The 25,286-nt window shown below is 66.0% G+C and carries 28 protein-coding genes; 22 read left to right on the top strand and 6 right to left on the bottom strand.

From position 1 onward, the window contains the following. Nucleotides 1-62 precede the first annotated feature (62 nt). The 6 genes from ACSVC7_RS17070 to ACSVC7_RS17045 all read left to right on the top strand — a co-directional run bounded on the left by ACSVC7_RS17070 (nt 63) and on the right by ACSVC7_RS17045 (nt 3,614). Nucleotides 63-833 carry a hypothetical protein gene (locus ACSVC7_RS17070; protein ID WP_448205395.1) on the top strand — a complete coding sequence of 257 codons (771 nt, stop codon included), beginning with the start codon at nt 63-65 and terminating at the stop codon, nt 831-833. After that, on the top strand, nt 830-1,987 hold the full coding sequence (locus ACSVC7_RS17065) for a deazapurine DNA modification protein DpdA family protein (RefSeq protein ID WP_448205394.1): 1,158 nt from the start codon (nt 830-832) through the stop codon (nt 1,985-1,987). The genes ACSVC7_RS17070 and ACSVC7_RS17065 overlap by 4 nt, the downstream gene beginning before the upstream one ends. Before the next feature lie 84 nt (nt 1,988-2,071). Then, complete coding sequence (locus ACSVC7_RS17060; RefSeq protein WP_448205393.1) at nt 2,072-2,242, top strand: hypothetical protein; 171 nt, start codon at nt 2,072-2,074, stop codon at nt 2,240-2,242. A gap of 107 nt (nt 2,243-2,349) precedes the next feature. Then, on the top strand, nt 2,350-2,616 hold the full coding sequence (locus tag ACSVC7_RS17055) for a hypothetical protein (protein WP_448205392.1): 267 nt from the start codon (nt 2,350-2,352) through the stop codon (nt 2,614-2,616). Nucleotides 2,617-2,629: 13 nt separating this feature from the next. Beyond that, nucleotides 2,630-2,974, top strand: coding sequence for a hypothetical protein (locus tag ACSVC7_RS17050; protein WP_448205391.1), 345 nt, complete (start codon nt 2,630-2,632; stop codon nt 2,972-2,974). A gap of 88 nt (nt 2,975-3,062) precedes the next feature. Further along, nucleotides 3,063-3,614, top strand: a complete 552-nt coding sequence (locus ACSVC7_RS17045; protein WP_448205390.1) for a hypothetical protein — start codon at nt 3,063-3,065, stop codon at nt 3,612-3,614. 98 nt (nt 3,615-3,712) lie between these two features. On the opposite strand, the gene ACSVC7_RS17040 is transcribed toward ACSVC7_RS17045, so the two are convergent. Further along, nucleotides 3,713-5,227, bottom strand: a complete 1,515-nt coding sequence (locus tag ACSVC7_RS17040) for an ATP-binding protein (protein WP_448205389.1) — start codon at nt 5,225-5,227, stop codon at nt 3,713-3,715. A gap of 270 nt (nt 5,228-5,497) precedes the next feature. Between ACSVC7_RS17040 and ACSVC7_RS17035 the strand changes: the two genes are divergently transcribed. The 8 genes from ACSVC7_RS17035 to ACSVC7_RS17000 all read left to right on the top strand — a co-directional run bounded on the left by ACSVC7_RS17035 (nt 5,498) and on the right by ACSVC7_RS17000 (nt 16,464). Further along, complete coding sequence (locus ACSVC7_RS17035; RefSeq protein ID WP_448205388.1) at nt 5,498-6,880, top strand: DUF1173 family protein; 1,383 nt, start codon at nt 5,498-5,500, stop codon at nt 6,878-6,880. A gap of 82 nt (nt 6,881-6,962) precedes the next feature. Continuing rightward, nucleotides 6,963-7,961 (top strand): conjugal transfer protein TraF, encoded by a 999-nt coding sequence (gene traF / locus ACSVC7_RS17030; protein ID WP_448205387.1) that lies wholly within the window; start codon nt 6,963-6,965, stop codon nt 7,959-7,961. 2 nt (nt 7,962-7,963) lie between these two features. Next, nucleotides 7,964-9,355 (top strand): conjugal transfer protein TraH, encoded by a 1,392-nt coding sequence (locus ACSVC7_RS17025; RefSeq protein WP_448205386.1) that lies wholly within the window; start codon nt 7,964-7,966, stop codon nt 9,353-9,355. A 12-nt stretch (nt 9,356-9,367) separates the two neighbouring features. Next, nucleotides 9,368-13,609 (top strand): conjugal transfer protein TraG N-terminal domain-containing protein, encoded by a 4,242-nt coding sequence (locus ACSVC7_RS17020; protein WP_448205385.1) that lies wholly within the window; start codon nt 9,368-9,370, stop codon nt 13,607-13,609. Between the two features lie 141 nt (nt 13,610-13,750). After that, complete coding sequence (locus ACSVC7_RS17015) at nt 13,751-13,972, top strand: hypothetical protein (protein ID WP_448205384.1); 222 nt, start codon at nt 13,751-13,753, stop codon at nt 13,970-13,972. Nucleotides 13,973-14,580: 608 nt separating this feature from the next. Further along, nucleotides 14,581-15,195 carry a lytic transglycosylase domain-containing protein gene (locus ACSVC7_RS17010; RefSeq protein WP_448205383.1) on the top strand — a complete coding sequence of 205 codons (615 nt, stop codon included), beginning with the start codon at nt 14,581-14,583 and terminating at the stop codon, nt 15,193-15,195. Beyond that, on the top strand, nt 15,192-15,842 hold the full coding sequence (locus ACSVC7_RS17005; protein ID WP_448205382.1) for a hypothetical protein: 651 nt from the start codon (nt 15,192-15,194) through the stop codon (nt 15,840-15,842). Before ACSVC7_RS17010 ends, ACSVC7_RS17005 begins: the two co-directional genes overlap by 4 nt. 43 nt (nt 15,843-15,885) lie before the next feature. After that, nucleotides 15,886-16,464: a hypothetical protein gene (locus ACSVC7_RS17000; RefSeq protein ID WP_448205381.1), complete on the top strand. Its 579-nt coding sequence runs from the start codon at nt 15,886-15,888 to the stop codon at nt 16,462-16,464. Here the strand turns inward: ACSVC7_RS17000 and ACSVC7_RS16995 are convergent. From ACSVC7_RS16995 to ACSVC7_RS16980, 4 genes are read right to left on the bottom strand one after another with little or no spacing between them, the layout of a single operon-like run. After that, a complete protein-coding gene (locus tag ACSVC7_RS16995) occupies nt 16,356-17,219 on the bottom strand; it encodes a hypothetical protein (protein WP_448205380.1) in 864 nt (287 codons plus the stop codon). The genes ACSVC7_RS17000 and ACSVC7_RS16995 overlap by 109 nt on opposite strands. Then, on the bottom strand, nt 17,197-17,946 hold the full coding sequence (locus ACSVC7_RS16990) for a hypothetical protein (RefSeq protein ID WP_448205379.1): 750 nt from the start codon (nt 17,944-17,946) through the stop codon (nt 17,197-17,199). Before ACSVC7_RS16990 ends, ACSVC7_RS16995 begins: the two co-directional genes overlap by 23 nt. Nucleotides 17,947-17,970: 24 nt before the next feature. After that, a complete protein-coding gene (locus ACSVC7_RS16985) occupies nt 17,971-18,717 on the bottom strand; it encodes a P-loop NTPase family protein (RefSeq protein WP_448205378.1) in 747 nt (248 codons plus the stop codon). Continuing rightward, nucleotides 18,717-19,154: a hypothetical protein gene (locus ACSVC7_RS16980; RefSeq protein ID WP_448205377.1), complete on the bottom strand. Its 438-nt coding sequence runs from the start codon at nt 19,152-19,154 to the stop codon at nt 18,717-18,719. Before ACSVC7_RS16980 ends, ACSVC7_RS16985 begins: the two co-directional genes overlap by 1 nt. A 444-nt stretch (nt 19,155-19,598) precedes the next feature. Here ACSVC7_RS16980 and mobI point away from each other — a divergent pair, with 444 nt between their 5' ends. The 4 genes from mobI (at nt 19,599) to ACSVC7_RS16960 (ending at nt 21,950) form a co-directional block, all read left to right on the top strand. Further along, nucleotides 19,599-20,177, top strand: a complete 579-nt coding sequence (gene mobI, locus ACSVC7_RS16975) for a conjugative transfer protein MobI(A/C) (protein WP_448205376.1) — start codon at nt 19,599-19,601, stop codon at nt 20,175-20,177. Nucleotides 20,178-20,344: 167 nt separating this feature from the next. After that, nucleotides 20,345-20,641 carry a hypothetical protein gene (locus tag ACSVC7_RS16970; RefSeq protein WP_448205375.1) on the top strand — a complete coding sequence of 99 codons (297 nt, stop codon included), beginning with the start codon at nt 20,345-20,347 and terminating at the stop codon, nt 20,639-20,641. 66 nt (nt 20,642-20,707) lie between these two features. Beyond that, nucleotides 20,708-21,163: a hypothetical protein gene (locus ACSVC7_RS16965; RefSeq protein WP_448205374.1), complete on the top strand. Its 456-nt coding sequence runs from the start codon at nt 20,708-20,710 to the stop codon at nt 21,161-21,163. A 55-nt stretch (nt 21,164-21,218) separates the two neighbouring features. Then, nucleotides 21,219-21,950: a site-2 protease family protein gene (locus ACSVC7_RS16960; protein WP_448205373.1), complete on the top strand. Its 732-nt coding sequence runs from the start codon at nt 21,219-21,221 to the stop codon at nt 21,948-21,950. Between the two features lie 208 nt (nt 21,951-22,158). Here ACSVC7_RS16960 and ACSVC7_RS16955 read toward each other — a convergent pair whose 3' ends face one another. Beyond that, the gene (locus tag ACSVC7_RS16955; protein ID WP_448205372.1) at nt 22,159-22,458 is read right to left on the bottom strand and encodes an STAS domain-containing protein; all 300 of its coding nucleotides are present in this window, start codon (nt 22,456-22,458) and stop codon (nt 22,159-22,161) included. 176 nt (nt 22,459-22,634) lie between these two features. Between ACSVC7_RS16955 and ACSVC7_RS16950 the strand changes: the two genes are divergently transcribed. The 4 genes from ACSVC7_RS16950 to ACSVC7_RS16935 all read left to right on the top strand — a co-directional run bounded on the left by ACSVC7_RS16950 (nt 22,635) and on the right by ACSVC7_RS16935 (nt 25,286). After that, nucleotides 22,635-23,522 carry a response regulator gene (locus tag ACSVC7_RS16950; protein ID WP_448205371.1) on the top strand — a complete coding sequence of 296 codons (888 nt, stop codon included), beginning with the start codon at nt 22,635-22,637 and terminating at the stop codon, nt 23,520-23,522. A gap of 144 nt (nt 23,523-23,666) precedes the next feature. After that, nucleotides 23,667-24,467, top strand: coding sequence for a DNA/RNA non-specific endonuclease (locus ACSVC7_RS16945; protein ID WP_448205370.1), 801 nt, complete (start codon nt 23,667-23,669; stop codon nt 24,465-24,467). Continuing rightward, complete coding sequence (locus tag ACSVC7_RS16940; RefSeq protein ID WP_448205369.1) at nt 24,467-24,724, top strand: hypothetical protein; 258 nt, start codon at nt 24,467-24,469, stop codon at nt 24,722-24,724. The genes ACSVC7_RS16945 and ACSVC7_RS16940 overlap by 1 nt, the downstream gene beginning before the upstream one ends. 7 nt (nt 24,725-24,731) lie before the next feature. Further along, nucleotides 24,732-25,286 carry a cupredoxin domain-containing protein gene (locus tag ACSVC7_RS16935; RefSeq protein ID WP_448205368.1) on the top strand — a complete coding sequence of 185 codons (555 nt, stop codon included), beginning with the start codon at nt 24,732-24,734 and terminating at the stop codon, nt 25,284-25,286.

Genomic DNA, 25,286 nt, shown 5'->3' with positions numbered 1-25,286 from the left:
ATTTCCCCAAAATCCTTTCAGCGCCGCCGCCCTCCCGGAGGGCGGTGGCGAAGGAGATCGCCATGATCGATTTGATCGACGCCAAGTTCGTTGCTTGGCTGCTGATTGTCGGCGTTATCGTTGGGTTGCGGCGCTTCAAGCCGGGCCTGCGCGACGCGAAAACCGACGAAGTGGAACTGATCGAATACGCCCTGGACGCGGTTGCCGGGGCGCCGGTCAAATCCGAACCGGAAAAGAAGACGCCGTTCCTTGGCCCTGCGGAGCCTTCGGCCGACGTCCGTCCGCAGCCGTCTCCGCCAGCCGTTCCGCCAACCGCGGTCGGCAGGCGGAGCGCGGTCACAGCGGGCAGCCGGCGGCCGACGATGACGGTGTTCGTCGAACGGGCGTTCGACCCGGAGAAGCGGATCGGGGCGTGGCACGCCTGGATCCGGTTCATGGGCAAGGCCCACAAAGCCGGCGGGATGCTCAGCGATCATCTCCACACTGCGGATCACGCGGCGGTGGAGGCGGTCGTGGCGGGCGTTACGGCGGCGTTGCGGCTGGTGATGCCCGTACCGGGGGCGGTCATTCTGATCCAGACTTCGTCTGAGCATGCCATCGATGTTCTGTCCGGGCGGCTTGAGCTGCGCGACAACCGGGCGGACGAACGAGCCGCCATCGAGCGGCTGAAGATGATCGTGACGCAAACCCGCGTCACTGTGAACTTCCGCCATCTCCACGATCCCGGTGGTGACGCAAAAGCCCGCACGGCGGCGTCGACCATGTGCGAGACGGCGGCCCGCGACACCCTCGACAAGGCGTTGGGGCGTCGTGCGCCGGCGGGTGCGCCATGACGGTCGAGTTCATCCTGGGACTGCCGGGCCTGTCGGCCCGCGCGCTCCTGGACAAGGCTCGGGCGCTTGACCTTCCCGTCATGATCTCGGCCAACAGCCTGTCACGGTACACCACCGTGGCAGGCGAGCCAAACCGCCCCGATCTGAAGGCGCGCAAAACGCCTGAAGAATGGGAAGAGTTCTGCGAGAACACCCGGCACAGACGGTGGGATGGATTTGACTGCCGTCTGTTGAAGAATGCGCACGGCCTGCGCTGCTACCTGGATAGTGCAGGGTTCGTGGCGATGGCGAAATACCGGGGATATCCATGGACCGTAGACGACTATATGGCGTTGGCGGCGGCCTTCCCTTGGGAAAGGTTCTCTTCTATGGACCTCTGCGTGGAACCGGAAGTCGCGGCTGATGCCACAGCCGTCCGCGATCGCATCGCTGGGACCGTGAACCTCAATGTCGAGTGTCGTCGGCGGGCCATCGACCTTGGCATCATTGATCGGTTTATGCCGGTAATTCAGGGCCATACGCCTGAGGACTACTTGGCCTGCGCCGAGAAGATGCCGTGGATCGATGCATCTCGGACGCTGGGGGTCGGGTCAATGTGTCGAAGAAGCGTACACGGCCCAAACGGCATCGTGAGCGTCGTGTCCATTCTTGATCGCCAACTACCGCCAGGGGTGCGCCTGCACCTCTTCGGCCTGAAAAGCGACGGGGCTCATGCCGTGCGCGGCCTTGAGCACCGGATCGCGTCGGTGGACTCCCAAGCCTACGGCGTCGTCGCCCGGCAGGCGGCCAACCGCTTGCGGGAGGCCGACCCGTCGTTCTCCAAGTCGAACGCCTTCGTGGCGGACATCATGGAGACGTGGGCCACGCGACAGGTGGAGCGGCTGAAGCAGGCCGGCGCCACCTTCCAGGACAGCCTCTTCCTGCCAGCGGTCGAACGGCCGCCGGCGGAAGGATCCTGGGCCTGGGCGGAAAACCTCGCCCGCGAGCGCCTGCGTGCGCTCGTCGCGGCCGGAGAGCTGGAGCACAACGACGTGAACGAGGCCTGGGTGGCGCAGCTGGCGGGAGACATCCTGTCCGGCGACGACACTGGGGTCGATGACTTTTGGGATGGGGACGATTTGGCACCGGACATCCCGGTTGCCCGAGCGGCCTGATCGGCACCGGCTTCGGCCGGAGCCTTTCCTCTTTTCCGCCCACGCCGCCTGTACTGGCGCGCCAACGTCTGCGGAGAGCAACGAATGCAGAAGCAACAGACCTTGTCGAGAAGCATGCCCCGGCGCGAGGGCGAGGCGCCACGCCCCACGCCCGACCACCCCGAAGCCCTCGACGCGGCCGCAGCCTTCGCGCTCGGCCACTGGGGATCGCTTCGGCAACTGACCCGTCCGGGGCGTGAGCTGCGCCGGGCCTGAAACAAACGCCGGCCGGCACCGTCGGAGGGGCGCCCGCAATTTGACCGCCAATCAGCGCATCCCTGGCCGGGATCGCGCCGATCGGCGCTTAGCAGAGGAACCGCATCATGAAAGCGTACAGCGAACTGACGCCGCGGGAGCGCATCCGTCGGCAAGCGTTGTCGAACGCCCGCTGGTACAGCGACCGTGGGGAACCGCCGTCCATCGTGGACGACGAAATCCGCCGCGCCTTCCGAGTGGCGCCGTCACGCCGGCGGGGCCTCCCGGAGATCGAACAACAGCTGACGCCCGAAGACCTCGATATCCTACAGGCCCAGCAGCGCCGCAAGCCGGCGAACGGGAAGCTGATCTACCTCATCAACCTCAACACCTAGCCAGGGGTACGTCATGGATGATCACTGCGACCAACAAACGCTCGAAGTGGCCGGTGTGCCCGCGAGCGGCGACATCGATCTGATCGTGATGAGTCCGCGGATCATCGCCGCGCAGCCGACACGCCTGGGGCTGGATGCCATGCCCGAAACGGTGGTCCACCGCCTGTCCGCTTCGGCGGCGCTGGCGTTCCTCGATGAGTTCCTGGCGATGATGGAGTGGCAGTCGGGAATCCTCGCCACCGGCAAGGTTTCGGCGGCCAAGTACAACAGCCCGGCGGCGGTTGAGCGGCGGAAGGCCGCGCTGGACCGCCTCCGCGAGACCGTCACCGCGAAGGTTATGAAAGCCTTCAGCTGCTGACCAAGGCGCTCACAAACACCTTCCCCCGATGGGGCGCACGTCCGCCCCGCAGGGGAGGAGTGCGCCCTTCGTCACACTGGAGACGATGATGACCAAGCTTTATCGCAAGCTCGAAGCCATCAAGGATGCGCACCCTCACCTGCTGGCGGCCTACAAGCGGGATTTTCTGGTCCATGACCGTCGCAAGATCCGCAGCTTCAAGCCTGGTGAACGCTGGCTCTGGCTGCTGCGCAACTACGGAACGATCATGTTCCCGATCGGGGCGGGCCAGAATCCCATCTGGGTCACCCACCATCTTGCGGAATACCCGCAGGCTGTGGTGGCCCTGATCACCGTGACGGAGGCGACCACGGCGTTGCCGGTGCGCGTTGACGGCACGGTGCAGCTGATCACCCACGACAAGGCGATGCGGCTGGCCAAGGAGCCACCGCCGAAGGACCGGGTCGTGATGCAGCCGGCGCTGTTCGGCGCCCGTCTGGAACGAAACGGCCACGAGATCGGCAGCGTGACCCGGTACAACGACACCTTGTCGGTGACGTTCGAGGGCGCCGGTCTCGGCGGGTTCAAGGACTGGACCGCGGCGCTCGCCGCCATCGAGGCGAAGGCCGGGCACCCTCTGGGGCCGGTGGTCGGAGCCTGATCGGCAAGCGCGCGCGCCAGCACAAGCACAAAAGCCCCGACCAGCGATGGTCGGGGCCTTTTTCGTTTGCGCGAACGGAATGTCCGTTCTGTACAGGGTCAGTTGCTTCCGGCCGCCGGGTCGCCGAACGCAGTGTCCCAGCCAAGGGCGGGCAGGGTGATGCTGCGCATGTTGCCCAAGCCGCTGCGCGTGGCGATGAAACCGCGCTGCTCCATGTAGGCCAACAGGTGCCGCGCCCGGCCGCGCGAGTGGCTGCCGCAGGCCTGCGCCACCTCGGTGTCGGACGGGCAGGGGAGATGGTCCAGCGCAGCGCGGGCCAGCAGCAGAAAGACGTCCTGAAGGTCGACCGGCAGCGTGGCGGCAACCTCGGTGGCCTTTGCCCACGCGGGGTTCTCTCCGGCGTCCGGGCCCACCCCGGCGCGGGCGGCAGCCAGCTTGCGGCGGAAGGCGGGCAACTCCAGCGCGTCGCCCTGCACCTCGCGGTTCCGGCAACGGACCAGGAAGTCCTGATACAGCACGGCGATGGAGCGGTAGGGCGCCTCCGGATCGGCCAGCACCTCGCGCAGCACGGCGTCGTAGACGGCCTGCCGCTCAGCGGCCTTTTCCGGGGGTTCGAGATGAGCGAAGAGGTCCGTCGGCATCGGTGCTGGCGTGGCGGCGACTTGTGCCTCGGCTGGCTGCGGGCGGGCAATCTGCGCCAACAGGCCCGCACTGGCTGCGGTGGACGGGCGGCGTGCCGGGGAGCGCGGCGGTTCCGGTTCGCCGGGTTTGAAGATCAGATCGCGCGCGTCCTCCAGCGGGGTGTCCGGCAGCGGCATCAGCTTCGGCGTGCCGCCCCGGCCTTTCGTCTCCACCGCGCCGATGCGCAAGGGGAGGGGACGGCGCGACAGGGCCGGGCCGAGCGCGATGAAATGCCCGCGCTCCAGGTCGCGGAACATCTCCGCCGTGCGGCGCTCCATGCCCAGCAGGTCGGCGGCGCGGGCCATGTCGATGTCCAGGAAGGTGCGGCCCATCAGGAAGTTCGACGCCTCCGCCGCCACGTTCTTGGCGAGCTTGGCGAGGCGCTGCGTCGCGATCACCCCGGCCAGCCCGCGCTTGCGGCCACGGCACATCAGGTTGGTCATGGCGCCCAGCGAGACCTTGCGCGCCTCGTCCGACACCTCGCCGGCGGCCGAGGGCGCGAAGAGCTGCGCTTCGTCCACCACCACCAGCATCGGGTACCAGTAATCGCGGTCGGCGTCGAACAGTCCGCCCAGGAAGGCGGCGGCGTGACGCATCTGCATCTCCGCGTCCAGCCCTTCCAGGTTCAGCACGACGGAGACGCGGTGCTGGCGCACGCGGGCGGCGACGCTCTGCAACGCGGCCTCGGTATGCTCGTCGGCGTCCACGACGATGTGGCCGAAGCGTTCGGCCAGCGTGACGAAGTCGCCTTCCGGGTCGATGACCGCCTGCTGCACCCAGCGGGCGCTCTGCTCGATCAGGCGGCGCAGCAGGTGCGATTTGCCGGAGCCGGAGTTGCCCTGCACCAGAAGGCGGGTCGCCAGTAATTCTTCGAGATCGACCGTCGCGGGCGAGCCTGTGGTCGTCGTCCCCAGATCGATGCTGACGTTCATCGGGCGGGCCACAAGACAGAAAATGGTCCGACCTAGATAATACACTGAGAATCGCCGCGCAACCAATCAATGACAAACGCCACAACCCAGGGCGACGGAGAAAAGGCGCAAGCCATTCGGCGTTTCATCTCGCGCGATGTCTTGCCTTGCTCCACGACTTGGTGCGGAATTGCCCGAAGAAGATCGCGCCAGCGGTCATCTGGAGGGCGAGATTCCGTCGCGCCATCACCGGTACACTCGGTCGGTTTACGATCAGCTGGGGCGACGCCAATGGAAGGGCAATACTGGGTTGAATTCCCGGACGGGACGAAGATCAGTCCGCAGAAACGGCGGGACTCTCCGGCCGCGTTCCGGGACGCGCTGCGGAAGGTTCATGAGGGTCCACCTGACACTCACGCCACCTGCCTCTGCCCGGGGCGAGGTGCCAAGAAGCTGTATGTCGCCCGCCACGGCGAAGAGTACCGGCTCGCCCGGTACCCCAAGAGCGGCCTGGAACACAGCCCGGACTGTGCGTTTTTCGCCACCCCCGCCGAACTGTCCGGCCTCGCCGGTTACAGCAAAGGCGTCGTCGTGGAGGGCAACGATGGATCCAAGAAGATCCGGCTCAAGATCGGTCTCACCGCCAAACCGAGCAAACCCAAGGAGGACACCGAGCCAGAGGAGCCGGAAAAGTCCGAGACGGAGGATGAGGGGGCGACCCGAGGGGCCAGTCAGACGGCGATGACCGAGCTTGGACTGCTCCAGCTGCTGTGGACGGAGGCCGGGATCAACCGGTGGCACCCGAACATGGCTGGCAAGCGGTACTGGTCCGTGGTCGGCTTTCACATCGCCAAGGCGGCCGAACGCGTGCGCGCCGGCCGCACGTCCCTGAGTTCGGCGCTGGTGGTCGTGCAGCCGGACCGGTCCGACGAGTACCGCGCCAAGGCCGTCGATAAGGCGTGGAACGTCATCGGGCCGGCGCTCGCGGTGCGCGACACGCAAAAGACCATCGCCCGCCTGGTGGTGATCGGCGAGGTCCGCGCCTTGGTGCAGGGGTTCGACACGACGACCATCGCGCTCTACGACGACCGGGCCTACGGGATGCGGCTCATCATGGAGCCCAAGCCGCTGGCGCGCTTCCTGACGCGGTTCCCGGATGTCACCGCCGAGCTGCAGAACCGGCGCCCGAACGTCCAGCCGTCGGCCCGCGCCATCGGGATCTTCCTGGTCGAGCCGCGCCGGACCGAGGACGGCATGCTCGGCGAGGTGATCAGCATGGGGATGATGCTCACCACACGCACCTTCATCCCGTTCTCGTCGTCCTATGAGCGGCGCATCGCCGAACAGCTATTCTCGGAGGAGCGCTACTTCGAAAAGCCCATGCGCTTCGACGCGGCCGAAGACGTCGTGTTCCCCGACTTCCTGCTCTACGACACGGACGCGCAGATCGTGCCGATGGAGGTTTACGGCCGGGACGACGCGGGTTACCTGGCGCGTCGGGAGAAGAAACGGGCGATCTACCCGGACCTGTTCCCGGACGCCCCATGCTGGGAGTGGCTCGCGGCCGAGCAGCCGGACCCGCCACCCTTCCCGCCGTTGCGGCGCGCTCAGCGTCCGCCCGAAGCCGGCGGCGAGGGCCAGCCTGAGCGCCGGGAGGACGGCAAGGCCGCGTGAGGCGTTTTTCCCGGAGAAAGGTTGCCGCTGAGCGAACCTGAACGCCGGGATTCCCAAATGCTGGTTCTGGCATCATGCCGCCATGAGACGGCGCTTCCTCCCTGGCACGGCCCTCGCGCTGTGCATCCTCGGCGCGCCGCCGGTTCTCGCCGGCGGCGCGTCCTTCTACACCCATCAGGTCGAAGGGGACCGGTTCATCGACCGGCATGAGGAAGGCTGGTTCTGGTACAAGCAGGATCCGGAACCCGAGCCGGAACCCGAGGAGGAGGCTCCGCCGCCGCCCGCCGAAACGCCGCCTCCCGAAGCCGCGCCGCCACCGGCAGCCCCAGTGCCGGACGCCAAGCCGGAACCGCCGATGTTCAGCGCGGCCTGGCTGCGGGAAAAGCTGCCCCAACAGCTGGAAAAGGCGATCGACAGCCCCACGCGGGAAAATGTCGAGCTGTATTACCTGATGCAACGGGTCGCCATGGACAAATCGAACGCGTTCTCGGACATGGCCGAGCGCGTTGTCACCGGTGACAAGGTTCTCGACGAGAACAACCGGCGCCCCATCGCGTCGTTCGCCGCGAACCAGGTGAACAAGCAGTCGGGCGACAACGCCGATCGCCAGCTGGCCGACCTCGCGGCGACGTCCGGCCTATGGTTCTTCTATCGGTCAGACTGCCCGTACTGCCACCTTCAGGTCCAGGTCCTGAAGGCACTGGAGCGGCTCACCAACCTCAAGGTGATGGCGATCGCTGTCGATGGCCTGCCGCTTCCTGAAAACGCCTACCCGAACTACGTCCGCGACACCGGGCAGGCCGCGATGCTGGGTGTCGATATGGTGCCCGCGCTATACTTGGTCCACCCGCCGGATGGCGTCCAGCCGCTGGCGCAAGGGGTCGTCGCCTACGACGATTTGCGAAAACGCATTTTGGTAGCGGCAACACGCGCCGGCTGGATCAGTGAAGAGTCCTTCGCCACGACGCGACCGCTCGCCACCACGGCGACGATCACTTCTGTTGAGCCCCCGGACGACGCCTCCATCGCCAACGACCCGCAGCGCCTCATCGGGTACCTGCGCGAAAAGATTCGGAGATAGCCATGCGCAAGGCCCTGTTGCTCGCCGGCGGCCTGCTGGCAGCCCTCCTGACCGGGACACCTCCCGCCAAGGCGGACCTGCAAAACCAGATGAACATGATGTTCAACGGGTTGAGCAACGTCACCCCGCCCACCGTCTTCGAAACGCAGCGGCGCGGCGGGATCGCGGGCGGGTCCGTCAACCTCCGCAACCGCATCATGAACGAGCAGTTGGTCAGCGTCGTCCCGCCGAGTTTTCAGGCGGGCTGCGGCGGCATCGATATGTTCATGGGCAGTTTCTCCTTCATTTCGGCGGACCAGTTCGTGCATCTCCTGCGCGCGGTGGCCGCCAACGCCTCCGGCTACGCCTTCAACATGGCGCTTGGCGCGATCTGCCCGTCGTGCCAGCAAACCATGGAGACGTTGCAGAAAAAAATTCAAGCGCTGAACCAACTCGGCGCCAACAGCTGCCAGCTGGCGAAGGGGCTGGTCACCGACCTCCGCAGCGCCGTCGAAGAGGGCAAAGTCAAGGAGGGTGGGCTGATCGCGCAGACCACCGGCGCCGCTCAGGGCGTCTTCAACGCGTTCTTCGACAACACGAAAAGTCCGCAGGAGAAGGCGAAAGAAGGCAACCCCGACGAATTCCGGCGCAAGCTCGCCGGGAACCTGATGTGGCGTGCCCTGGTGCAGTCCGGCACGGCGGGTTGGTTCCCCGGCGGGAACGACAGTCTGAACGAGGTGATTATGAACATCACTGGGACGGTCATCGTGCAGGATGAACTGGCCGCCGCTCCGGACGGCAAAGGAAAAACGTTCAAGACCGTCGAGTTCCCCGGCTCGCGGGTGACGATCCGCGATCTGGTCAAGGGCGGCACCATCAAGATCTACCACTGCGATACAAAGAGCGAGGACGGGTGCCTAAACCCCACCGGCCCCACCCCTGTGACGATCACCGGCTTCGAAAGCATGGTCCGTGAGGCGCTCATCGGCGGGGCGAACAGCAAGGGCGTGCTCTACAAGGTCAACCGCCAGGATGGCGGCGCTCCGACGGAGCAGGAGAACCGGATCCTTGGGTTGAGCCCGCTCGGAGGCGCGCTGATCCGCCTCAACGCCCTCAGCCCCGGTTCGTCGGAAACGGTGGCAAACTCCGTCGCGCCGCACATCGCGGCCCACCTCGCGATCTCCATCATCGATGAGTTGCTGCGCAGCGCCGAAGCCGCGTCGGTCGTCGTCAACCATCCCGACATGAAGAGCCAGACCGACCGCATTCGAACGGCGCGGACCAACATGATGGCCGAGTACAGCCAGTTCCAGGCCGAGATCGGGTCTGAGGCCGAGCAGTTCCGCTCGTATCAGGCGGTGCTGCAGGTCCTGCCGAAAAACTTCTACGCATCGACGCTACGCCCCGGCCGGTGAGGAAAAACAGCCATGTGGTCGATCTATTCCATCGGCGACGCCGCCTACATGGAGCGGGTGCTGAACGCCGTCGCCATGATCACCGGCACCGGCGAGTTCTCCGTCATGGCCCGGATCGGCATGCTGGTCGGCATGCTCCTCGTCGTGCTGCAGGGGATGGCGCAGGGGGGCCGCGGCGTCAACATCGGCGCGATCTTCGTGAGCTGGCTCGTCTTCATGACGATGTACGGCCCGGCGACCACCGTCACCATCGAGGACGGATACACCGGCCAGGTGCGCGTTGTCGCAAACGTGCCGATCGGGGTGGCGGCCATCGGCTCCACCATCAGCCAGCTTGGATACGGCACGACCGATCTTTTCGAGACCGCATTTTCCCTGCCTTCCGTCACGCGGAACGGCTTCGCGTCCGCGCTCGAAACCCTGAAAAGCGTTCGGAAGGTCACCTGGGACAGCATCGGCTACGGCTACGCCAACGACGCCAGCAAAGCCGGGAGGTATAACCTGGAGCAGTCGTGGATCAACTACATCATGGAATGTACGATCCACGGCATCAAAACCGGTTGGCCGACGGCAAGCGGCGGGACCATGTCTCACGCCGCGATCCAAACCGCGGACAGCCTGATCGCCGCGCTCCAGTACACGAACCCTGAGAAATACACCTCGATCACGATCGACGGCGACAAACTGGTGCCGTGCCCGACCGCCTACAACACGTTGGTCCAATACACGACCGGGCAGTTTTACACGGACCTGCTTCCCTATTCGATCGCGCCGGCACTCCAGATGCGCACGACCGATCCCGCCGCCGACGGAGCGCACGCGGAAGACCGGGTGAACAATGCCCTGGCCGATCTCGGGTTCTCCAGCATCACGGCCAAGGACTACATCATCGCCTCGACGCTGGAGCCGCTGTACCACAGGGCTTGGGCAGGGGAGGCGAGCGTCGATCAGGAGCACCCGTACGCGATCACCATCAACGATGCGGTCAGGCAGCGGAACGCGCAGTGGGAGGCCGAAGCCGACCTGTTCACGCGCACCATCCGGCCGATGATCACCTTCATCGAAGGGTTCGTGTTCAGCGTCACGCCGTTCATGGCGTTAATCATCGTGATGGGGCCGTTCGGCATCAGCTTGGCCGGGCGCTACCTGCTGCTGCTGTTCTGGATCCAGCTCTGGTATCCGATCCTCGCCATCTGCAACCTCTACATCATGATGACGGTGCAGGCCAAAATGGCGGCCTTCGCCGGCGCCAGTTCGAAGATCACTCTTCTTTCGCTCGCCGGACTCGAAGGCGGCGACAAACTCATTCAACAGTATCTGGCGACCGGTCAGATGTTGGCCGCCTCGACGCCGGGGCTCGCCCTGATGCTGGTCTACGGCTCTGCGGTGACCGCCACGAGCTTCGTCAGCCGGATGCAGGGCGGCGATTTCGTCGATGAGAAGAAGGTGGCGCCGGATACGATGTCATCGGTGCCGATGCTGGCGCGCGAGGCGATGCAGAAGGGCAATGCGGTGGGGGGGCATAGCCTCGCCGGCGCACCGCAGGTCATGGGCGATTATATGTTTGCGGACACAAAGGGAGCCGATATTTCCAGCGCTCACCGCGAGGCGTCCTCCGCGCAGGAGGCGTTCAGCAACACCTACGCGAACAATCTCTCAGGGTACATTCGGTCTGCCACAAGCGGTCGCCTGTCGGAAAGCGTGTCGGACAGCGGTACAATCGGTACCGGTCAGTCGTCGTCGATGCTCATGAGCAAAGTTCACGATATCGTTGACGCTTACAAAGGGCAGCTTGGTCTCAGCGAGGCACAGACAAAAGCGCTCACCCATAGCCTTGGCGGACAGGCCGCAGCCAAAGTTCCCTTTGCGGCGGCTGTAGGCGAGATCAAAAACTCCAACACTGGGCAAACAGCGGATCAGAAGTCCAAAACGCTGGAGTTCGCCCGAGCCATTCACGAGCGCGTATCCGGCGACGAGCAGTTCAGCGCCAGCTTTATGAAGCAATGGCGATCCGACGTGGCCGGGGGGAAGGATTTCACCTCCCAGTCAGGAAAAGACGTCACCGACCAACAGACGTTCCAACACGCGGCCCAGGAGGCGATTTCCAAAGAGGATGCCTTCACGGAGACGGCCACGTCCGCCGTGCGAGCCGGCGAGCAGCTCACGCTGTCGAAACACACAGCGGTCAACCTTGGCACGGCACATGCGCCTACGCGCAACGCCATCACCAATTACGTGGACAACATGGGCCTGCGCCCAGCGGTCAATAAGCTCTTCGATAGGTTTGGCAGCTATTGGGGGGCCAAGCTGGGTCTTAACAAAGAGCAACAGTGGACTTACGCCGCTCTCCAGACGATCACAGGGGAAAACACGAATTACGCTACCATGAGCGAAGGCCAGAAGGCCGAAGGACTCGCGTTCCTGGGACAGCTTTACGGCGGCAATCCGGCAGCTCGCCGTGCCGAATATGGGAACGCTGGTGCCAACAAGGGAATTTTCAACCGAGGCATCGACTCTGCGCTTTCCTCCATGGTCCTTGATGCCAAACAGGGAAGTTATGCGCCTGGTAGCCGGTTTTCTGTCGAAGGCGACCATAAGCAGCGCATGCAATCCGTTGACAACAGGATCGCAAGAGGAACGGCGCAAGCGGCCGAGGACAACTACGACCCTGTCGTGAACGGGCAGGGCCAGAAACGTGCGGAAGCGGCACGCTCCATCCTCCTACGGCAACGGGATGATGCGCGTCAACGGCTGTTGGAAATCCAGGGCCCCCGAGAGGCGGGCAGCGATTTTCTCCCCACCCCGCTGAAGGGACAGGAGCGGGAAGCAGCCCTAGAAAAGCAGGCAGCACTTGGCTTGCAACACGGCCTGACGCCAGACCAGGCTGAGTATTTCGCGCTAAAGAGCGTCGGCGCAGACGGGACACGGCTAGGATACGAAGGAGCCCAAGCAAGCTATAACACCCGCCTCAAAGAGCTTCAGGCTAAGATCGGTGACAAAGCCGTGGTTTACGCGCTCAACACTGCGGCCAGGAAAGCAGGGTTTATATCTCCCGACAATCCCTTTTGGAAGGAGCCCAATCTTGAGATCGTCGGGCAGTACAACCGTGCCGACGATGCACTGAACAAAAACTATGCTGCTCGCGGGGTTTCGCGCCCCGATCTGCCGGGGCATGGCCCGGAAGCCGTCTCGGCCGGTGCGCATGCGAATACCCCACAGGGACGTAGCGGCCACGGCGGGAATAGGGAACAGGCCAGTCCGCAACGGATCGCCTTGGACAAGAACGACCACGAGGCGCTCGTCCGGCTGATGCTGGCCGAAGCAGGGGGAGAAGGGCGCAACGGCATGGCGGGCGTCGCTTACACTGTTCTGAATCGGCTCGCGGCACGCCCCGTAGGCGCCGACGGGAAATGGTCGGCCCAAGATATCGTCGAGGAAGATAAGCAGTTTGAGCCGGTGGGGGCAGCCGGAGGTGATTGGCGCAACTTGCCCCGCGGAAGCGAGTCTGACCGCAGATTGGCGGCCTCTGTACTCGAGGATATTGCGTCCGGCAGAATGAGCGATCCCACACGTGGATCGACCTATTTCCTGAACCGAGACGTTGCGGCTGCCCGCGGAACGGACTTTGCGGCCAGCCGGAAAGACCATGTGCGCACCGTCATCGGCAAGCACACCTACTTGGGGCCATCGGCGTTCTCGGAGCAGCCGGAGGTGCCAGCCTATACCGTCTCACTGCCAGGGGCCGAGACTGCGGCCAATGCGACCAAACATACCGACAGAACCCCGGTGGCCGGAAGACTGGTAGGAGAGGCTAGCGCTGTGCCTGAGAAGCCAAATAGAGTGCCGTCATCGCCGACTGTAGCGGCTAACGACACGACGGCGCCCAGTCATCTGAGCGGGAGTGAAAGGAATAGGGAAGCTTTCGCAAACACGTCAGACAGTCGCGGCGACGACGTGTCGCGGCCTTCTCTGGAAGGCCGCGACAAACCTTCCAGCACCCACCCTTCAACCATGCCAATCGGATCGGTGGGGAGCGGTGCGCCTCCCAATGCGGCCACAGCCGAAGGAACTCCACCTCCTTCGCCGCTGCCGCCAAACGGATCCGCGTCGCCACAGATGACAGCGAAGCCTCCTTTTCCACCTCTACAACCCACAAAGGCTAACCCTCGACCTGCCGCGCCGGCATACCCGCCGATCAGGAGTGCGCCGACAACTGCGCCGGCGGCGGCGTCGACGGGAGGCAAGTTTAGGTGAATCGCCATCCTTTGTGGACACCAGTCCGGGGCTTCGCGTCCCGGATTTAAACGCTTGGTGGGAGCGTTAATTTATCTTGCGCCTCGAGCCCGCTGTGGAACTTAATGGGATGGCAACAGCGGGAACGCGATGGAGGCGAAGATGGAGGGACTGATTGTGCTGGCCTTTATCGTGGGCGCCCTCGTGAAGTTCTACACGTGGTTGATGGGCAACCCGGCCGACAGTGTAGTTCAGCCCGGGCACCGGAAGGGCCGCAGCTTTGTTTCCGAAGGTGTTGTCGTTTACGGGCCGTTCATCGACGATCCGGACCGCATCGCCAACCGGCTCAGCGTCGAGGTGTTCGAGAGGCGCCGAGGTCGCTAAGCAGAATCTGCGAGGGTACGCCCGCGGTTGCCGTGTAGTACGGTCGCCGCGGGTTTTGTTTTTGGTGCGACACTTGTTGCCCGGTGCCCCGTAACAGACTTGCAACGCCCATACACTATCGTCGAGGACCACCGCTGACCCGCAGATGGCGGGCAGTGATCCCGGCGCTGTTCATTATCCCTGGCCGGCCCTCCCTCCCAGCTTTCCATCGTTCCTGGTCAGTCCGCCTCCCTCGGGGGCGGCACAGACCTGCCGCGCCCCAGCGAACGTCGCTCTCGCCCCCAAGTGATTGCGCACGCAATCAATGATGGACACCTACCCCCACCCCTGTCCTTAACGGACCAGCACCGTTCACCGATCATGCACCATACCAAACAGCACGCTCTGCCCGTCATCTCCGTAAAAACAGACACTTAGAGCCATACATCACACACGCAAGACGGAAAGCGGCATAACCGAATATGCAACCATAACGCGATTTTTAGTGGACTTTTCAGATAAAAAAATGGAGCATACCGACCGCTCGGCTTACCCAATCCGGCAAGCCGGTCCAGCCGGTATTCTATCCATCCGGGTAGAGCGGATTGACACGCACGGAGGTGACAGGCATGGCATCACGGGCTGCTGCTCGATCACTCACGCGGAAGGCGCTGCTGACCACGGCCGCCGCGACGATCCTCGCTTGGTCGTGCTCGGCGGCCGCCTTCCAGGAACGGAAAACCCCAGCCAGCCGGCTGGCAGGCACCGCATGGGAACAGGTGGCCCGCCAGCACGGCCTTGATCCGGCGCTGCTGTACGCCATCGCGCTCGTCGAGAGCCGGCGGTACTACCCGGGCGAAGAGGCGTTCCGCCCGCACCCCTGGGCCTTGCGCGGCCCCGAAGGGCCGAAATACCCGGCCGACGCTGAGGCCGCCCGCCGCGTGCTGCGCTCCATGGATCCGTCAAGCCTGCGCGCGACCGACATCGGGCTGATGCAGGTGAACTACCACTGGCACGGGCACCGCGTTGAACGCCCCGAGGATCTGCTCGATCCCTACACCAACATCACTGTGGCGGCGACGATCCTAGCGGAAGCGGTCGCCACCGCGCCCAACGATCTCGAGCTGGGGATCGGCCACTACCACTGTTATGACTCACAGCGCGCGCGCGCATATGGCCGGGAGGTGATCGCCATCTGGCGCCGTCTTCGCACGGCCGAACCTCTGGGGAGGCAGCCTCGATGATTCCTGATTTCGATGCGTTCGATTTCAATCACGCGGTCGTCGGACGGTTCCGCGAGGCCGCGCAACGCAATCCGCACGCGGCGGCCCTCGGCTTTCAGGCCCCGCTCGCGATCGCGGAGACCCTGGCCGCCATGCCGGACGCCGACTATGTTCGCTTCGTGAGCGGCTACATGATGATGATGCGGCCATACCCTGTGGAGCGGCTGCGGAATGAAGCGGTCGAACAGGCGCTTCTGGAAGGCTGGAGCGCGGATTGGATGGCGCCGTACACCGGGACGATCCGGACCGACCTGGCGGACACCGGCGCGACCGCGGCCGACCCGCTCGCGGACACCATGTGGCACGCAGGCCATGCCATCCTCGGCCTCGTCATCCTGCAGCGTCTGGCCCGCGCTGAGATCACCGCTGCGATGACCAGGGGACAACTCTCCGCGCAAGGCGCTGAGACGATCGCCTCCCTGTGCTACGAGGCCCTGACGTCAGACGCCATTGCCGGGCGCGTTCGGCTGCGCCCCACCCAGTACATGCTGCAGCTGCTCGACGGCGGCGACGTGGAATTCATCCGCGTGAGGGCGGTCATGCACACCTTGTCGGGGGCGGTCACCTCGCTCGGGACTGGGCCGCATCCCGCGACCATCCGCGTCTGATCAGGGGAGGGTGACTGCTGTGGAATCCCGACACCTCGTGCAGATGAACGACGTCGAGCTTGCCAACATCGCCCTCGACATGGCCCGCCGCCGGGTCTCCACGGCCCTCATCTGCAAATACACGGGCCTGCCCGCTGGCAGGGTCCGTGCGTACATCAAGGAGGCGACCGGGGAATCCCCGACCGCGGGGCCGACCCGGCAAAGCGCGACCATCGTCGACCGCAAGCAGGAGCTGATCGAGGCGACGATCGCGCTGCTGGAGTATCTCCTGCGGGCCGGCCCAAGCGCCACCCGCACCATCAACCGCGAAGCGTGGCTGCAGAGCTACGATGCCTACCTCCTGACGCGGGCCGAATGCCGGATGCCGGGCAAGCCCCTCACGATCAACGAGGTGCACAAGATCCTGGCGGACTACCGCAGCCCCGGGCAGCCGGTCAGCCTCGCGCAGTGCTCGTGCGGCTCCTATTTCGTACAGGTCGCGGCGCGGACACTCGACCGCTGTCCGCTCTGCTATCACGCCCCCACCACGCTTAACCGTGGCGACGCCGACACGATCCGCGCGAACATCCAACGGCCGCGGCGGCGCTCGTCCCGCTCGTCGCGGCCGCCCAAGGTCGCATAGCGCCGGCGCAACGCCGCGTCCACGTCGGGACGCGGCTCCGGCGGCTTCGGCAGGTGCCCGGCGCGCACCGCCGCCTCCCACGCCACCAGCATATCCTCGACCACGGCCTGTGCCGCGGCGCCTTGCCCCGCCTCGGCGGGCAGGTGCGCGTTCCACAGAACATCGACCATACTCTCCCGGTCAATGAACCGGAGTTGGTCGCCGCAGGCCCACCGCAGTTCGCTATTGACCCAGGCCACGGACGCCGGAATGGCCATGCTGAGAAGGTCCACCATCCGCGTTCGAACCGCGTGCTCCGCCACCACGCCCGGAGCAAAGGGGTAGCGTGGCCGCAGGCTGCCGAGCCAAGCGTCCTCGGGCATCTCCACGTCAAACAGGCCCAACTCACGATCCAGCGCGACGACGCGACCGTGGAGCACGACCTCGCCGCCGACACGGTTGCACAGCTGCTCGCGCAGCCATTCGCAGCTGCGTAGCGCTGTGAACGGGACGGTGCGGCGATGCGCGTCGCGCAGCTCGCCCACCAGCTTGGCGCCACGGCCGTCGCGCGTCAGCCGTGGCTCCGCGTGCAGCGTGCCGCTGAACAGGCACATCTCACCGGGAACGAATTCGGACCGAACATCGCCCACGATGTGCGACAGGTCATCCCAGCCAGTGGGCATGAGAAAGGGAACCTGCCAGGACGCGGAGAGCCCGAACAGGGAGAGACAGCCGAGCGCGGCCGGCGGCGGCTCACGGGGATCGCGGATCGACATACCACACCACACAGGTGCGACGCCCGTTGCGCCGTTCGGTGTCAGACGACGGGCACTCGCCGCGCATCAGGTACTCGTTCGCGGACACGAAGCGGCGCGCGTACCGTCCGGCCGGGGTGAGCGCCCATTCCATAAGGGCGAGGTCCTCGGTGCTTTGCGCGGCCCCGGAGAGCAGCCGATCGACACGCGCGCGGACCAACGGGTCGATAGCGCCGAGACCGATGGCCCACTGTGTCACGGCACGCGTCTGGTCATCGTCACGCACGTCCCTTGCGCTACCGGTGGATGGCGTGAGGGAGCCCGGCGCGACGGCGAGCGGGGCCGCGAGGGAACGGCCGATCCACAGGCCAGCACCAAACACGGACAGCGCAGCGACGCCGCCAATCACAACGCCGATCACCAGAAGGCGACGGTAGGAGCGCGCTGCGGGGGACGCCTGCGATGCCGCGTGCGCCACGTCGCGGAGAGCTTTCGCCGCCTGCGTGTTCAACACGGAGGTGAAGCGCCCGATGGCTTCGGAAGAGGTGCGGTCGATGACGCTGGCGACCGCGTCGGGGACAAGGCTTTGCGTCTCAATCTTGACGCGGAGGGATGCGGCAAATGGCACCCAGGCGGGATCGCTCAGCGACCCGCCCCGGTCCAGAATCGCCTGCTGCACGGCGCGGACGGTGGGGGCGTCCGCGCCGTGCAGAACGTCATCAAGAGAGGATACAGCGGAGACAGCCATGCGCATGACCTCGCGGACGGGGCGTTACAGCACGGCAGCCGCTTTTTGGACCTCGGCGTCGAAGCGCTCCAGCCACCGGTGCACGACGGAACGGTCCACGGTTTTGAGACGCGAGTCCTTCGTCGCGTCGGAGAAGCGCAGGTTCATTTCGTCGACCAGGGAGTAGGTACGCATGCGCATGGCCGGGAGATCGATCTCGACGCCACCCCGTTCCTTCAGGCGGCCCCGACCCTTGGACCCATCGTAGCGCTCGAAGTCGTCGTCCTCGGGACCGAAAAGGCGATTCTTGACGACCACGAACGAGACGCCATCGATCTTCTCGAAGCGATCCAGAACGAGACCCACGGTGCGACCGCTGGCGAGCATCGGGGTGATGACGTTGACGATGGTCACGGCGTAGCCCTGGCGACGTGCGTGATCAAACAGCCCGACCGCGTTGTTGAACTCGCTGAGCGGCAAGATCGCGCCGGCCGGGAGGTCGATCAGGACACGGTCGGCGCCACTGTCGAGCGCGTCGAAGGCGCAATCCCGCTCGCGCTCATTCTGGATGGAGAAGTACGCGACACCGGACAGACCGTCCTGCTTCTGGTCGAGAGCGCCGTCTGCATCGCGGGTGCCATAGAACTGGAGGAGCTGGCCGACGGTGCCGTCAGCGTCGGCGAGATAGGCAGTGGACGTTCCACGGCGCAGCCAATCGGCATAACCGCGCGCCCACGTGGACTTGCCCGTGCCCCCTTTGTCGGACACGACAAGGACGAAACGCTTGGACATCACATATCCTCCCGGAGGCCCGCATGGCGGGGCGTTGCTGGATGGTCACTGGAATGTTGCGGCGACGGGGCAGCGCCAACGGAGGCCGTCTGAGATGACGCAGGCGCGTCGGTAGCAGTGGCGCGGCGGCGGGTCGCTCCGGAGGACGCTGCCCCACCGCGCGGTGGACGCGGCTGGGATGCCGCCGGCTTGCCCTTGCCCGCCTCGGTGAGATAGCGCCGGAACGTCTTGAGCGACACGCTGGCGAACGCGGCATTTTTTTTCGCCAGAAGGCCGAGGATGTCCTCAAGGGGATACCCTTTGCGACGCGCGGCCTCGATCTCGGCCCGCAATTCCGTGACGGCGGCGCGCACGCTGAAGGTCGTGGCCGCCGCTTCGGGTAGGCGGGCCAAATCGTCACGGAGCGACTCAATCACGTCCTTTGGTATTCCGCTCATCGGCTCCTCTGAATGCATGTCATGTGAACGTGCAGCAGCCGTGGACGGTACCACTTTTTTGCGGAAGCCACCACGCTAATGGGATACATTTTGGCCGTTGCCTCGCCCTGAGCGCAGTAAAATGCGGTTCCAGAATGGACGACATTAGCGCGCCATGATCGCGATCCTGATGCCCCGCAATCGCGCATAGCGCAACGCTTGCGCTTTCAGGACGTAGCACAACGAAGGTGAGAACGACGTAGCACAACGAAGCAGGGGAAAAGCGTGTAGCACAAGGAAGGTCAGAGGGACGTAGCACAACAAAGGTGGAAAAAGCCGCGTAGCACAACGAAGGTGGGGTGGCGCAATGGCTTATAATAGGAAACCCCCGGGGGGGTCGGGCCGTCAGGCCCGGCCACCGCGGGGGGGGGTTCCGGGCGGCAGGACATCGGTGGAGAGGGCAGAATGACGGACAACACCCCCCTGGCTGGCCCCCTGTCCGGGACGAGCGACCCGGAACTCTATCGCGCGATTCTGCACGCGATCGCGGCTGACCGCGCCCGGTTGCTGGAGATCGCCAAAGAGGCGATGGGGCGCTTCTACGAGGAGCACTGGCGGGTGCGCAACGCGCAGCCGTCGTCACAGTGGGGCCAGTACATCCCGGTGGCCAAGCCTCTCTCTGGCGGGGTCGGGGCGTATTGGGCGAAGGTCACGTTCTACGGCGGGGTCGAAAACCGGAAACTCCAACCGCGCAAGTTCGGGCGGTCGGGGGAATGGCGGTACCTGCCGGACGACTTCCCCGACGCGCGCCCGTGGGAGTTGGCGGCCATCGCCGAAGCCGAGGACGTGTTGGAAGGCGTGCGGCGCCGCACCGACGTGCTTGGCCGGATGATGCGGGCGGTGAAGATGGCGGCCCAGCATGAGGGGCACCCGATGGACGCCCTCCTGGCTGGGATCGACGCCGGGACGGATGACACCGACACGAGCCCCGATCGGAGCGACGCTGCGGCGTCGGTGCCCACACCGGAGCGCACGGGCGGCTGACGAACCTGGGGAACGGCGGCTGGCAAACCGGCCGCCGTGTTCCCGTCCGGTGTGAATCAAAACCATCCCATCCGTATAAAATTCGCCGCCTCGGATAGCGCTTGCGTCCGGCTGAGATTGTGCTTGGTTGCGCCTAGAGCATGACGCTCGGAACGGTGGAGGCAGCCATGGGAACGTCTCGGGATTTGGCGCGCTGGCAGGCGCTGTATGAGGGCCTGGAGATGCACCGCTTCGGCGTCTCTCTGGACCTGTTCCAGACCGAGCCGCACCGGGCTCTGGTGACGGCCTCCCGTCACCCGTCCTGGCCGGAATTTGCGCGTCGCCATCTGGCGAGCCCGACCGACCTTGCGAAGCTGTTCGCGGACGAGCGCGGGCTGGCGCGCGGCACGGAGGCGGACCGGGCGCGCGGCACGGCGCTGCACGCGGCGCACGACGCGATGGTGCGGCGCTATCAAGCGCACTGAGTACCGGAGGCGCCGGACATGGGAGTGCCGGTCAGGAGCGGACACCGGGGGTAAGGGGGCGATCCGATGGCGAACTACGATGAACTGCAGGAGCGGGTGCGGCGTGAGCGCTGGATGGATCGCGAGCGCATGCCGGCGGAGTTGCGCACCGCACAGCTGCTGCTGTCGGAAGAGCCGCTGCGTGCGCTCGCCCCGATCCCCCTGGCTGGGCAGCCTGACCAGGTCTACGTGACGGCGGACGGCTGTCTCGTTCCCGTCGAGACGAAGACCCGGCGCCGCGCCATCGTGTACGACCGCGACGTGGCGCAGATGTCGGTCTACGGCGTGCTGCTCGAGCACGCCAAGGACGAGCGGCTGGAGCCGTACGAGGCCGCGCGGTACGGGTACCTGCGGCTGGTCTTGCCCGAGCGCGTGCAGTACGTCAAAGTCCCGCTCGCGTCGGAGGAGGCGGTGGCGAAGATGTGGCTGAACCACTGGTGGTTCGGGAGCATCGGGCCGCGCGCCGGGTACATCTCCGGGTAGGGGCGGCGGTCGGCGGGGTGTCGCGCCTCCGCGCCCGTGGCAGGAGGGGACGACCGTGGCTTGGGTGATGGTTCTGGCGACCCTCCTGCTGATGGCGGTGATGATGGGCGCCGTGATGGCTGTCCACGAGGCTGGGCACTACTGGGCGGCCAGGATGATGGGCGCGCCGGTGGACAGCGTGCGGATCGGTGTCGGCCCGCGCCTGCTGCGCTGGACCAACGCAGCCGGAGTGGAGTGGCGGGTCGCGGTGGTGCCGGTGATCGGCTGGGTGCGCCTGTCCGAATCCGTACAGAACACGGTTCCCGCATGGAAGCGGCTGGTCATCGTCCTTGCCGGACCGGCAACGAGCCTCGTGTTCGGAATGGGCGCGCTGGTGCTGCATGGGGTGGTGGCGGCACTCCTTGCCGGCGAGACGGCGGGGGCGGGCGGTGCGGACGGGATGCGGGCGGCCATCGCCCTCCTGGCCGGGATGGCGCATGAATTCTTCGATCTGCTGGCGCGGGTGCTGACCGGCGCGGGCCTGACGACAGCGCGGCCGGCGCCGCCAGTGACCGGCGGACCGGCGGTGATGCAGCTCGCCCACATGGCCGGGGCGATGTCGCTGGGCATCGGCGCGTTCAACGCGTTGCCGCTGCCGCAGTTCGACGGCGCGCAGGCGGTCACCCTGGCAGTGGAGTGGGGGGTCGGGCCAAAGGTGGCGCGGGTGGCCGGGACAGCGCTGCACTGGTTCGGCGTGGCGGCGCTGCTTGCGGCGGTCGTGTTCTGGCCCTTCGGCCCGCGGCCCTGAGGCGAGAGTGGCGCCCCTGGCTGGGATCACGAGCCAGAGCTGAATTTTCGGACGCTGGATGCGGTCTGGGCAACGCTGGGCGGGGATTGATGCCCGGCGCCGCTAACGCGCTGGGCGGCGCCTGAAGCGCCTCCAGCACGGCGCCCCGGTCGGGACGGCGCCGTGCTGGATCAGGGGCGGGCTGTGCGTTGCCCGCCGAAGCAGGATATCAGGCGATGTCGATCATACGGTCGAGCCGCGCGGCCTGCATGAGCTGCTTGACCTGCGGCACCGGGTTGGCGACCTGGAAGTCGACGCCGCGCCGCTTGGCCTCGCTGTGGGCAAGCACGAAGAAGCCGAGCGCGGCGGTGTCGGCGCCGCCGACCTCCGAGACATCGATGACGACCGGAGACGAGGCGCCCTGGATGATCTTAGAAATATCGCGATATGCCGCCTGATCGGAATAGTTCATCACCCCGCTCAAAACAACGCGCGTGATGCCGCTTTCCGTGTCCACTTGGTATTGCATTTATCCCGCTCCCATTACCACAGATGAACTCTGTCCGAACATTATCGCAGCGCAGCGGCGAGCGCAAGCAATACAGAACGCAGGACAGCCATGACAGGGATTTGCGCTCGCGACTGCTTTCGGATACCATGCCCGCCAACCCATTGATCTTGCGGTGATGAGGATCCATGCCGGCGATGGCGGCCCTAATCGTTGACGATGACCCGTTCGCGCGCAGCATTTTGCGCCGGCACCTGACCACCATCGGCTTCGACTGCCTGGAGGCCGAGACGGGGCAGGGGGCGCTGGAGGTGCTGGGGACGGAGGATCATCGGATCGACGTAATCCTGCTGGACCGCACGCTCCCCGACATGACCGGCCTGGACGTGATGGCGGCGCTGCGCACGAGCCCGGCGCACGGCTACATCCCGGTGATCCTGCAGACCGCCGCCGACCGGCTGGAGGACGTCCGCTCCGGCCTGGCCGCCGGGTGCTTCGCCTACCTCACCAAGCCGGTGGACCGCGCCCAGGTGCGCGCCCTGGCCGGGACCGCCGCGCGGCTGCGCGACCGCTACCGGTCGCTGCAGCGGGAGGTCGCGTCGCGCGAAGGCGGACTCAGGCACCTGCGCCACGCCGAGTTCGTCATCCGCAGCCCGGCCGAGGCGAACGACATCGCCGTGTCCTTGGGCATCGCCGTCAACGCCCCTGGCCGGAACATCAGCTTCGGCGTGCTGGAGCTGCTGCTGAACGCGATCGAGCACGGCAACCTCGGGATCGGCTCCGCCCGCAAGCAGGCGCTGCTCGAGGAGGGCGCCCTGGCCGAAGAGATCGAGCGCCGGCTCGCGGAGCCCGCGCGCTCGGCGCGGTCGGTGTCCGTCCGGTACGAGCGCGGTCCGGATGGAGCGGTGATCCGGATCGAGGATGACGGCGACGGGTTCGACTGGCGCGCCTACGCGCACATCGACCTCGATCACGCCTTCCATGCGCACGGGCGGGGGATCGCCATGGCGCGCATGCTGTCGTTCGACGCTCTGGAGTACGAGGGACGCGGCAACGTCGTGGTGGCGCGGGTCAACCTCGCGTGAAGCGCGGCGATCGCGCCAGGCTCCCCAAAGCGCGGAGGCGCGGTTGAGCGCATGAGCGGTTGTGGTACAATGCCGTGTCCTTGCTCCGGCAGCACGCGTGTCGCGCCGGAGTGGTCATGTCCATCTCATCCGTGAGGCGATCCCATGCGCACCCTGGCGCTTTCCACAGGCCTCGCCGCGTTCCTGCTGTTCGCCACCGGCGGGGCGGACGCCGCGTCCACGGCCTGCCCCGCCCACTTCCTCGGCGGGCAGGCGCCCGACCTGGTCAATCCCAAGCTCGCGGCCAAGACGCGGGATCTCTGCTTCTCCGAGTTCGCCGTGCTGCATTCCGGTCTGACGCGGACGGCGCTCTACTCCGCCGACCATCTGACGGCCCGCCGCGTGGCGGCGGCCAAGCACCAGCACCGCACCGAAGCGAGCGACACGTTCCACGAAGATGCACGCCTGCCCGGAGAAGAACGGGCGCTGCTGAGCGACTACGCGCGCAGCGGCTATGACCGTGGCCATCTCACGCCTGCGGCCGACTTCGACGACCCGGTGTCGCAGGGCGAATCCTTTTCGCTGGCGAACATGATCCCTCAAGTGCCCGAGAACAATCGCGGCGTCTGGGCGGAGTTGGAGATCGCCACGCGTACGCTGGCGGAGCGCCACGGCGAGGCGTGGGTGGTGACGCTGCCGGTCTTCGCCGGTGCTCAGACGCGGTGGCTGCGCAATCGCGTTGCTATACCAGCGCGCATCGCCAAGGCGGTCTACATCCCGGCGCTCAACGGGGCCGCCGCGTATCTCACCGACAATGCCCCGGGCAGCGCTTGGCAGGCCGTGTCCATCGCGCAGTTGCGCGACATGACGGGGATCGACGTGTTTCCTGCCCTGCCGGAAGCGGTGAAGCAGACGGCCATTCAACTGCCCGCGCCGATGGCCCGCGGGCGTCGTGGAGGTGCGTGATGTCGTCCGATCTGAAGCCCTTCGCCAATGAGACGCAGGCGCTGTCCATCGGGGATCTGTCCGTGGAGAATTGCGTCGACCGCGTGTCCCTGTTCGGCTCCCTCGACCTGACCAGGGACAAGACGGGCCTGGAGCGCGCGCGTGCCCTCAAGGCGCTGCTCGACGCCACCGTGGCGGCGCTGGAGGCGGACCCGGACCTGCCGGCCGAGCTGCCGCCGCCCGACGCGCCGACGGGGCCGCGCGATCCGTTCGCATGACGGGGCAATGCCCACGCGGCACGCCCGCAGCACCACAATATCGGCTCAGAAGAAAAACACAGTGTTTCCCATGCTCAAGCGCGCAGCCCTTTGCGCTGCCCTCTCCGTCAGCCTGCTCTCGGACACCCTGCTGGCCGGGAACGCTCATGAACAGCACACTCACGGGCATCAGGGTCATGGGCATGCCTCCGCCCAGGACATCGGCGGCCCTGGAAAGGCGGTGGAAGCGACCCGCACCATAACGGTCCAGGCGGTGGACACGGCTTTCCGTGAAAAACGCATCGCCGTGAAGCCGGGCGAAACGATCAGGTTCGTCATCGAGAACCGTGGCGCAATTCCCCACGAATTCACCATCGCCAGCCCTGGCGAGCACATCGCGCATCGGACCATGATGCGGGAGATGCCAGACATGGCACATTCGGCCCCGAACGCGGTGACCGTGCCAGCGGGCGAGACGCGCAGTCTCGTATGGACGTTCGGGGCCGTAGAGGACCTCGAATACGCCTGCGACATCCCCGGCCATGCCGAGCAAGGCATGACCGGGCGCTTCGTCGTGAATTGA

The sequence above is a fragment of the Azospirillum mesophilum genome, from assembly GCF_053470405.2.
The sequence above is the reverse complement of the archived record's forward strand: the minus strand, read 5'-3'. Positions and strand labels throughout refer to the sequence as shown.

Excerpts from the sequence above, each read along its gene's own strand:
- ACSVC7_RS16985 (WP_448205378.1), bottom strand. The coding sequence starts at position 18,717 with ATGTCCAAGCGTTTCGTCCTTGTCGTGTCCGACAAAGGGGGCACGGGC.
- ACSVC7_RS17070 (WP_448205395.1), top strand. The coding sequence starts at position 63 with ATGATCGATTTGATCGACGCCAAGTTCGTTGCTTGGCTGCTGATTGTC.
- ACSVC7_RS16980 (WP_448205377.1), bottom strand. The coding sequence starts at position 19,154 with ATGAGCGGAATACCAAAGGACGTGATTGAGTCGCTCCGTGACGATTTG.
- ACSVC7_RS16935 (WP_448205368.1), top strand. The coding sequence starts at position 24,732 with ATGCCCACGCGGCACGCCCGCAGCACCACAATATCGGCTCAGAAGAAA.
- ACSVC7_RS17000 (WP_448205381.1), top strand. The coding sequence starts at position 15,886 with ATGAACGACGTCGAGCTTGCCAACATCGCCCTCGACATGGCCCGCCGC.
- ACSVC7_RS17025 (WP_448205386.1), top strand. The coding sequence starts at position 7,964 with ATGCGCAAGGCCCTGTTGCTCGCCGGCGGCCTGCTGGCAGCCCTCCTG.
- ACSVC7_RS16990 (WP_448205379.1), bottom strand. The coding sequence starts at position 17,946 with ATGGCTGTCTCCGCTGTATCCTCTCTTGATGACGTTCTGCACGGCGCG.
- ACSVC7_RS17035 (WP_448205388.1), top strand. The coding sequence starts at position 5,498 with ATGGAAGGGCAATACTGGGTTGAATTCCCGGACGGGACGAAGATCAGT.
- ACSVC7_RS17045 (WP_448205390.1), top strand. The coding sequence starts at position 3,063 with ATGACCAAGCTTTATCGCAAGCTCGAAGCCATCAAGGATGCGCACCCT.
- ACSVC7_RS16945 (WP_448205370.1), top strand. The coding sequence starts at position 23,667 with ATGCGCACCCTGGCGCTTTCCACAGGCCTCGCCGCGTTCCTGCTGTTC.
- ACSVC7_RS16950 (WP_448205371.1), top strand. The coding sequence starts at position 22,635 with ATGGCGGCCCTAATCGTTGACGATGACCCGTTCGCGCGCAGCATTTTG.
- ACSVC7_RS17060 (WP_448205393.1), top strand. The coding sequence starts at position 2,072 with ATGCAGAAGCAACAGACCTTGTCGAGAAGCATGCCCCGGCGCGAGGGC.
- ACSVC7_RS16965 (WP_448205374.1), top strand. The coding sequence starts at position 20,708 with ATGGCGAACTACGATGAACTGCAGGAGCGGGTGCGGCGTGAGCGCTGG.
- ACSVC7_RS17015 (WP_448205384.1), top strand. The coding sequence starts at position 13,751 with ATGGAGGGACTGATTGTGCTGGCCTTTATCGTGGGCGCCCTCGTGAAG.
- ACSVC7_RS16995 (WP_448205380.1), bottom strand. The coding sequence starts at position 17,219 with ATGTCGATCCGCGATCCCCGTGAGCCGCCGCCGGCCGCGCTCGGCTGT.
- ACSVC7_RS16940 (WP_448205369.1), top strand. The coding sequence starts at position 24,467 with ATGTCGTCCGATCTGAAGCCCTTCGCCAATGAGACGCAGGCGCTGTCC.
- ACSVC7_RS16955 (WP_448205372.1), bottom strand. The coding sequence starts at position 22,458 with ATGCAATACCAAGTGGACACGGAAAGCGGCATCACGCGCGTTGTTTTG.
- ACSVC7_RS17020 (WP_448205385.1), top strand. The coding sequence starts at position 9,368 with ATGTGGTCGATCTATTCCATCGGCGACGCCGCCTACATGGAGCGGGTG.
- ACSVC7_RS17040 (WP_448205389.1), bottom strand. The coding sequence starts at position 5,227 with ATGAACGTCAGCATCGATCTGGGGACGACGACCACAGGCTCGCCCGCG.
- ACSVC7_RS17005 (WP_448205382.1), top strand. The coding sequence starts at position 15,192 with ATGATTCCTGATTTCGATGCGTTCGATTTCAATCACGCGGTCGTCGGA.
- ACSVC7_RS17050 (WP_448205391.1), top strand. The coding sequence starts at position 2,630 with ATGGATGATCACTGCGACCAACAAACGCTCGAAGTGGCCGGTGTGCCC.
- ACSVC7_RS17055 (WP_448205392.1), top strand. The coding sequence starts at position 2,350 with ATGAAAGCGTACAGCGAACTGACGCCGCGGGAGCGCATCCGTCGGCAA.
- ACSVC7_RS17010 (WP_448205383.1), top strand. The coding sequence starts at position 14,581 with ATGGCATCACGGGCTGCTGCTCGATCACTCACGCGGAAGGCGCTGCTG.
- traF (WP_448205387.1), top strand. The coding sequence starts at position 6,963 with ATGAGACGGCGCTTCCTCCCTGGCACGGCCCTCGCGCTGTGCATCCTC.
- ACSVC7_RS16970 (WP_448205375.1), top strand. The coding sequence starts at position 20,345 with ATGGGAACGTCTCGGGATTTGGCGCGCTGGCAGGCGCTGTATGAGGGC.
- ACSVC7_RS17065 (WP_448205394.1), top strand. The coding sequence starts at position 830 with ATGACGGTCGAGTTCATCCTGGGACTGCCGGGCCTGTCGGCCCGCGCG.
- mobI (WP_448205376.1), top strand. The coding sequence starts at position 19,599 with ATGACGGACAACACCCCCCTGGCTGGCCCCCTGTCCGGGACGAGCGAC.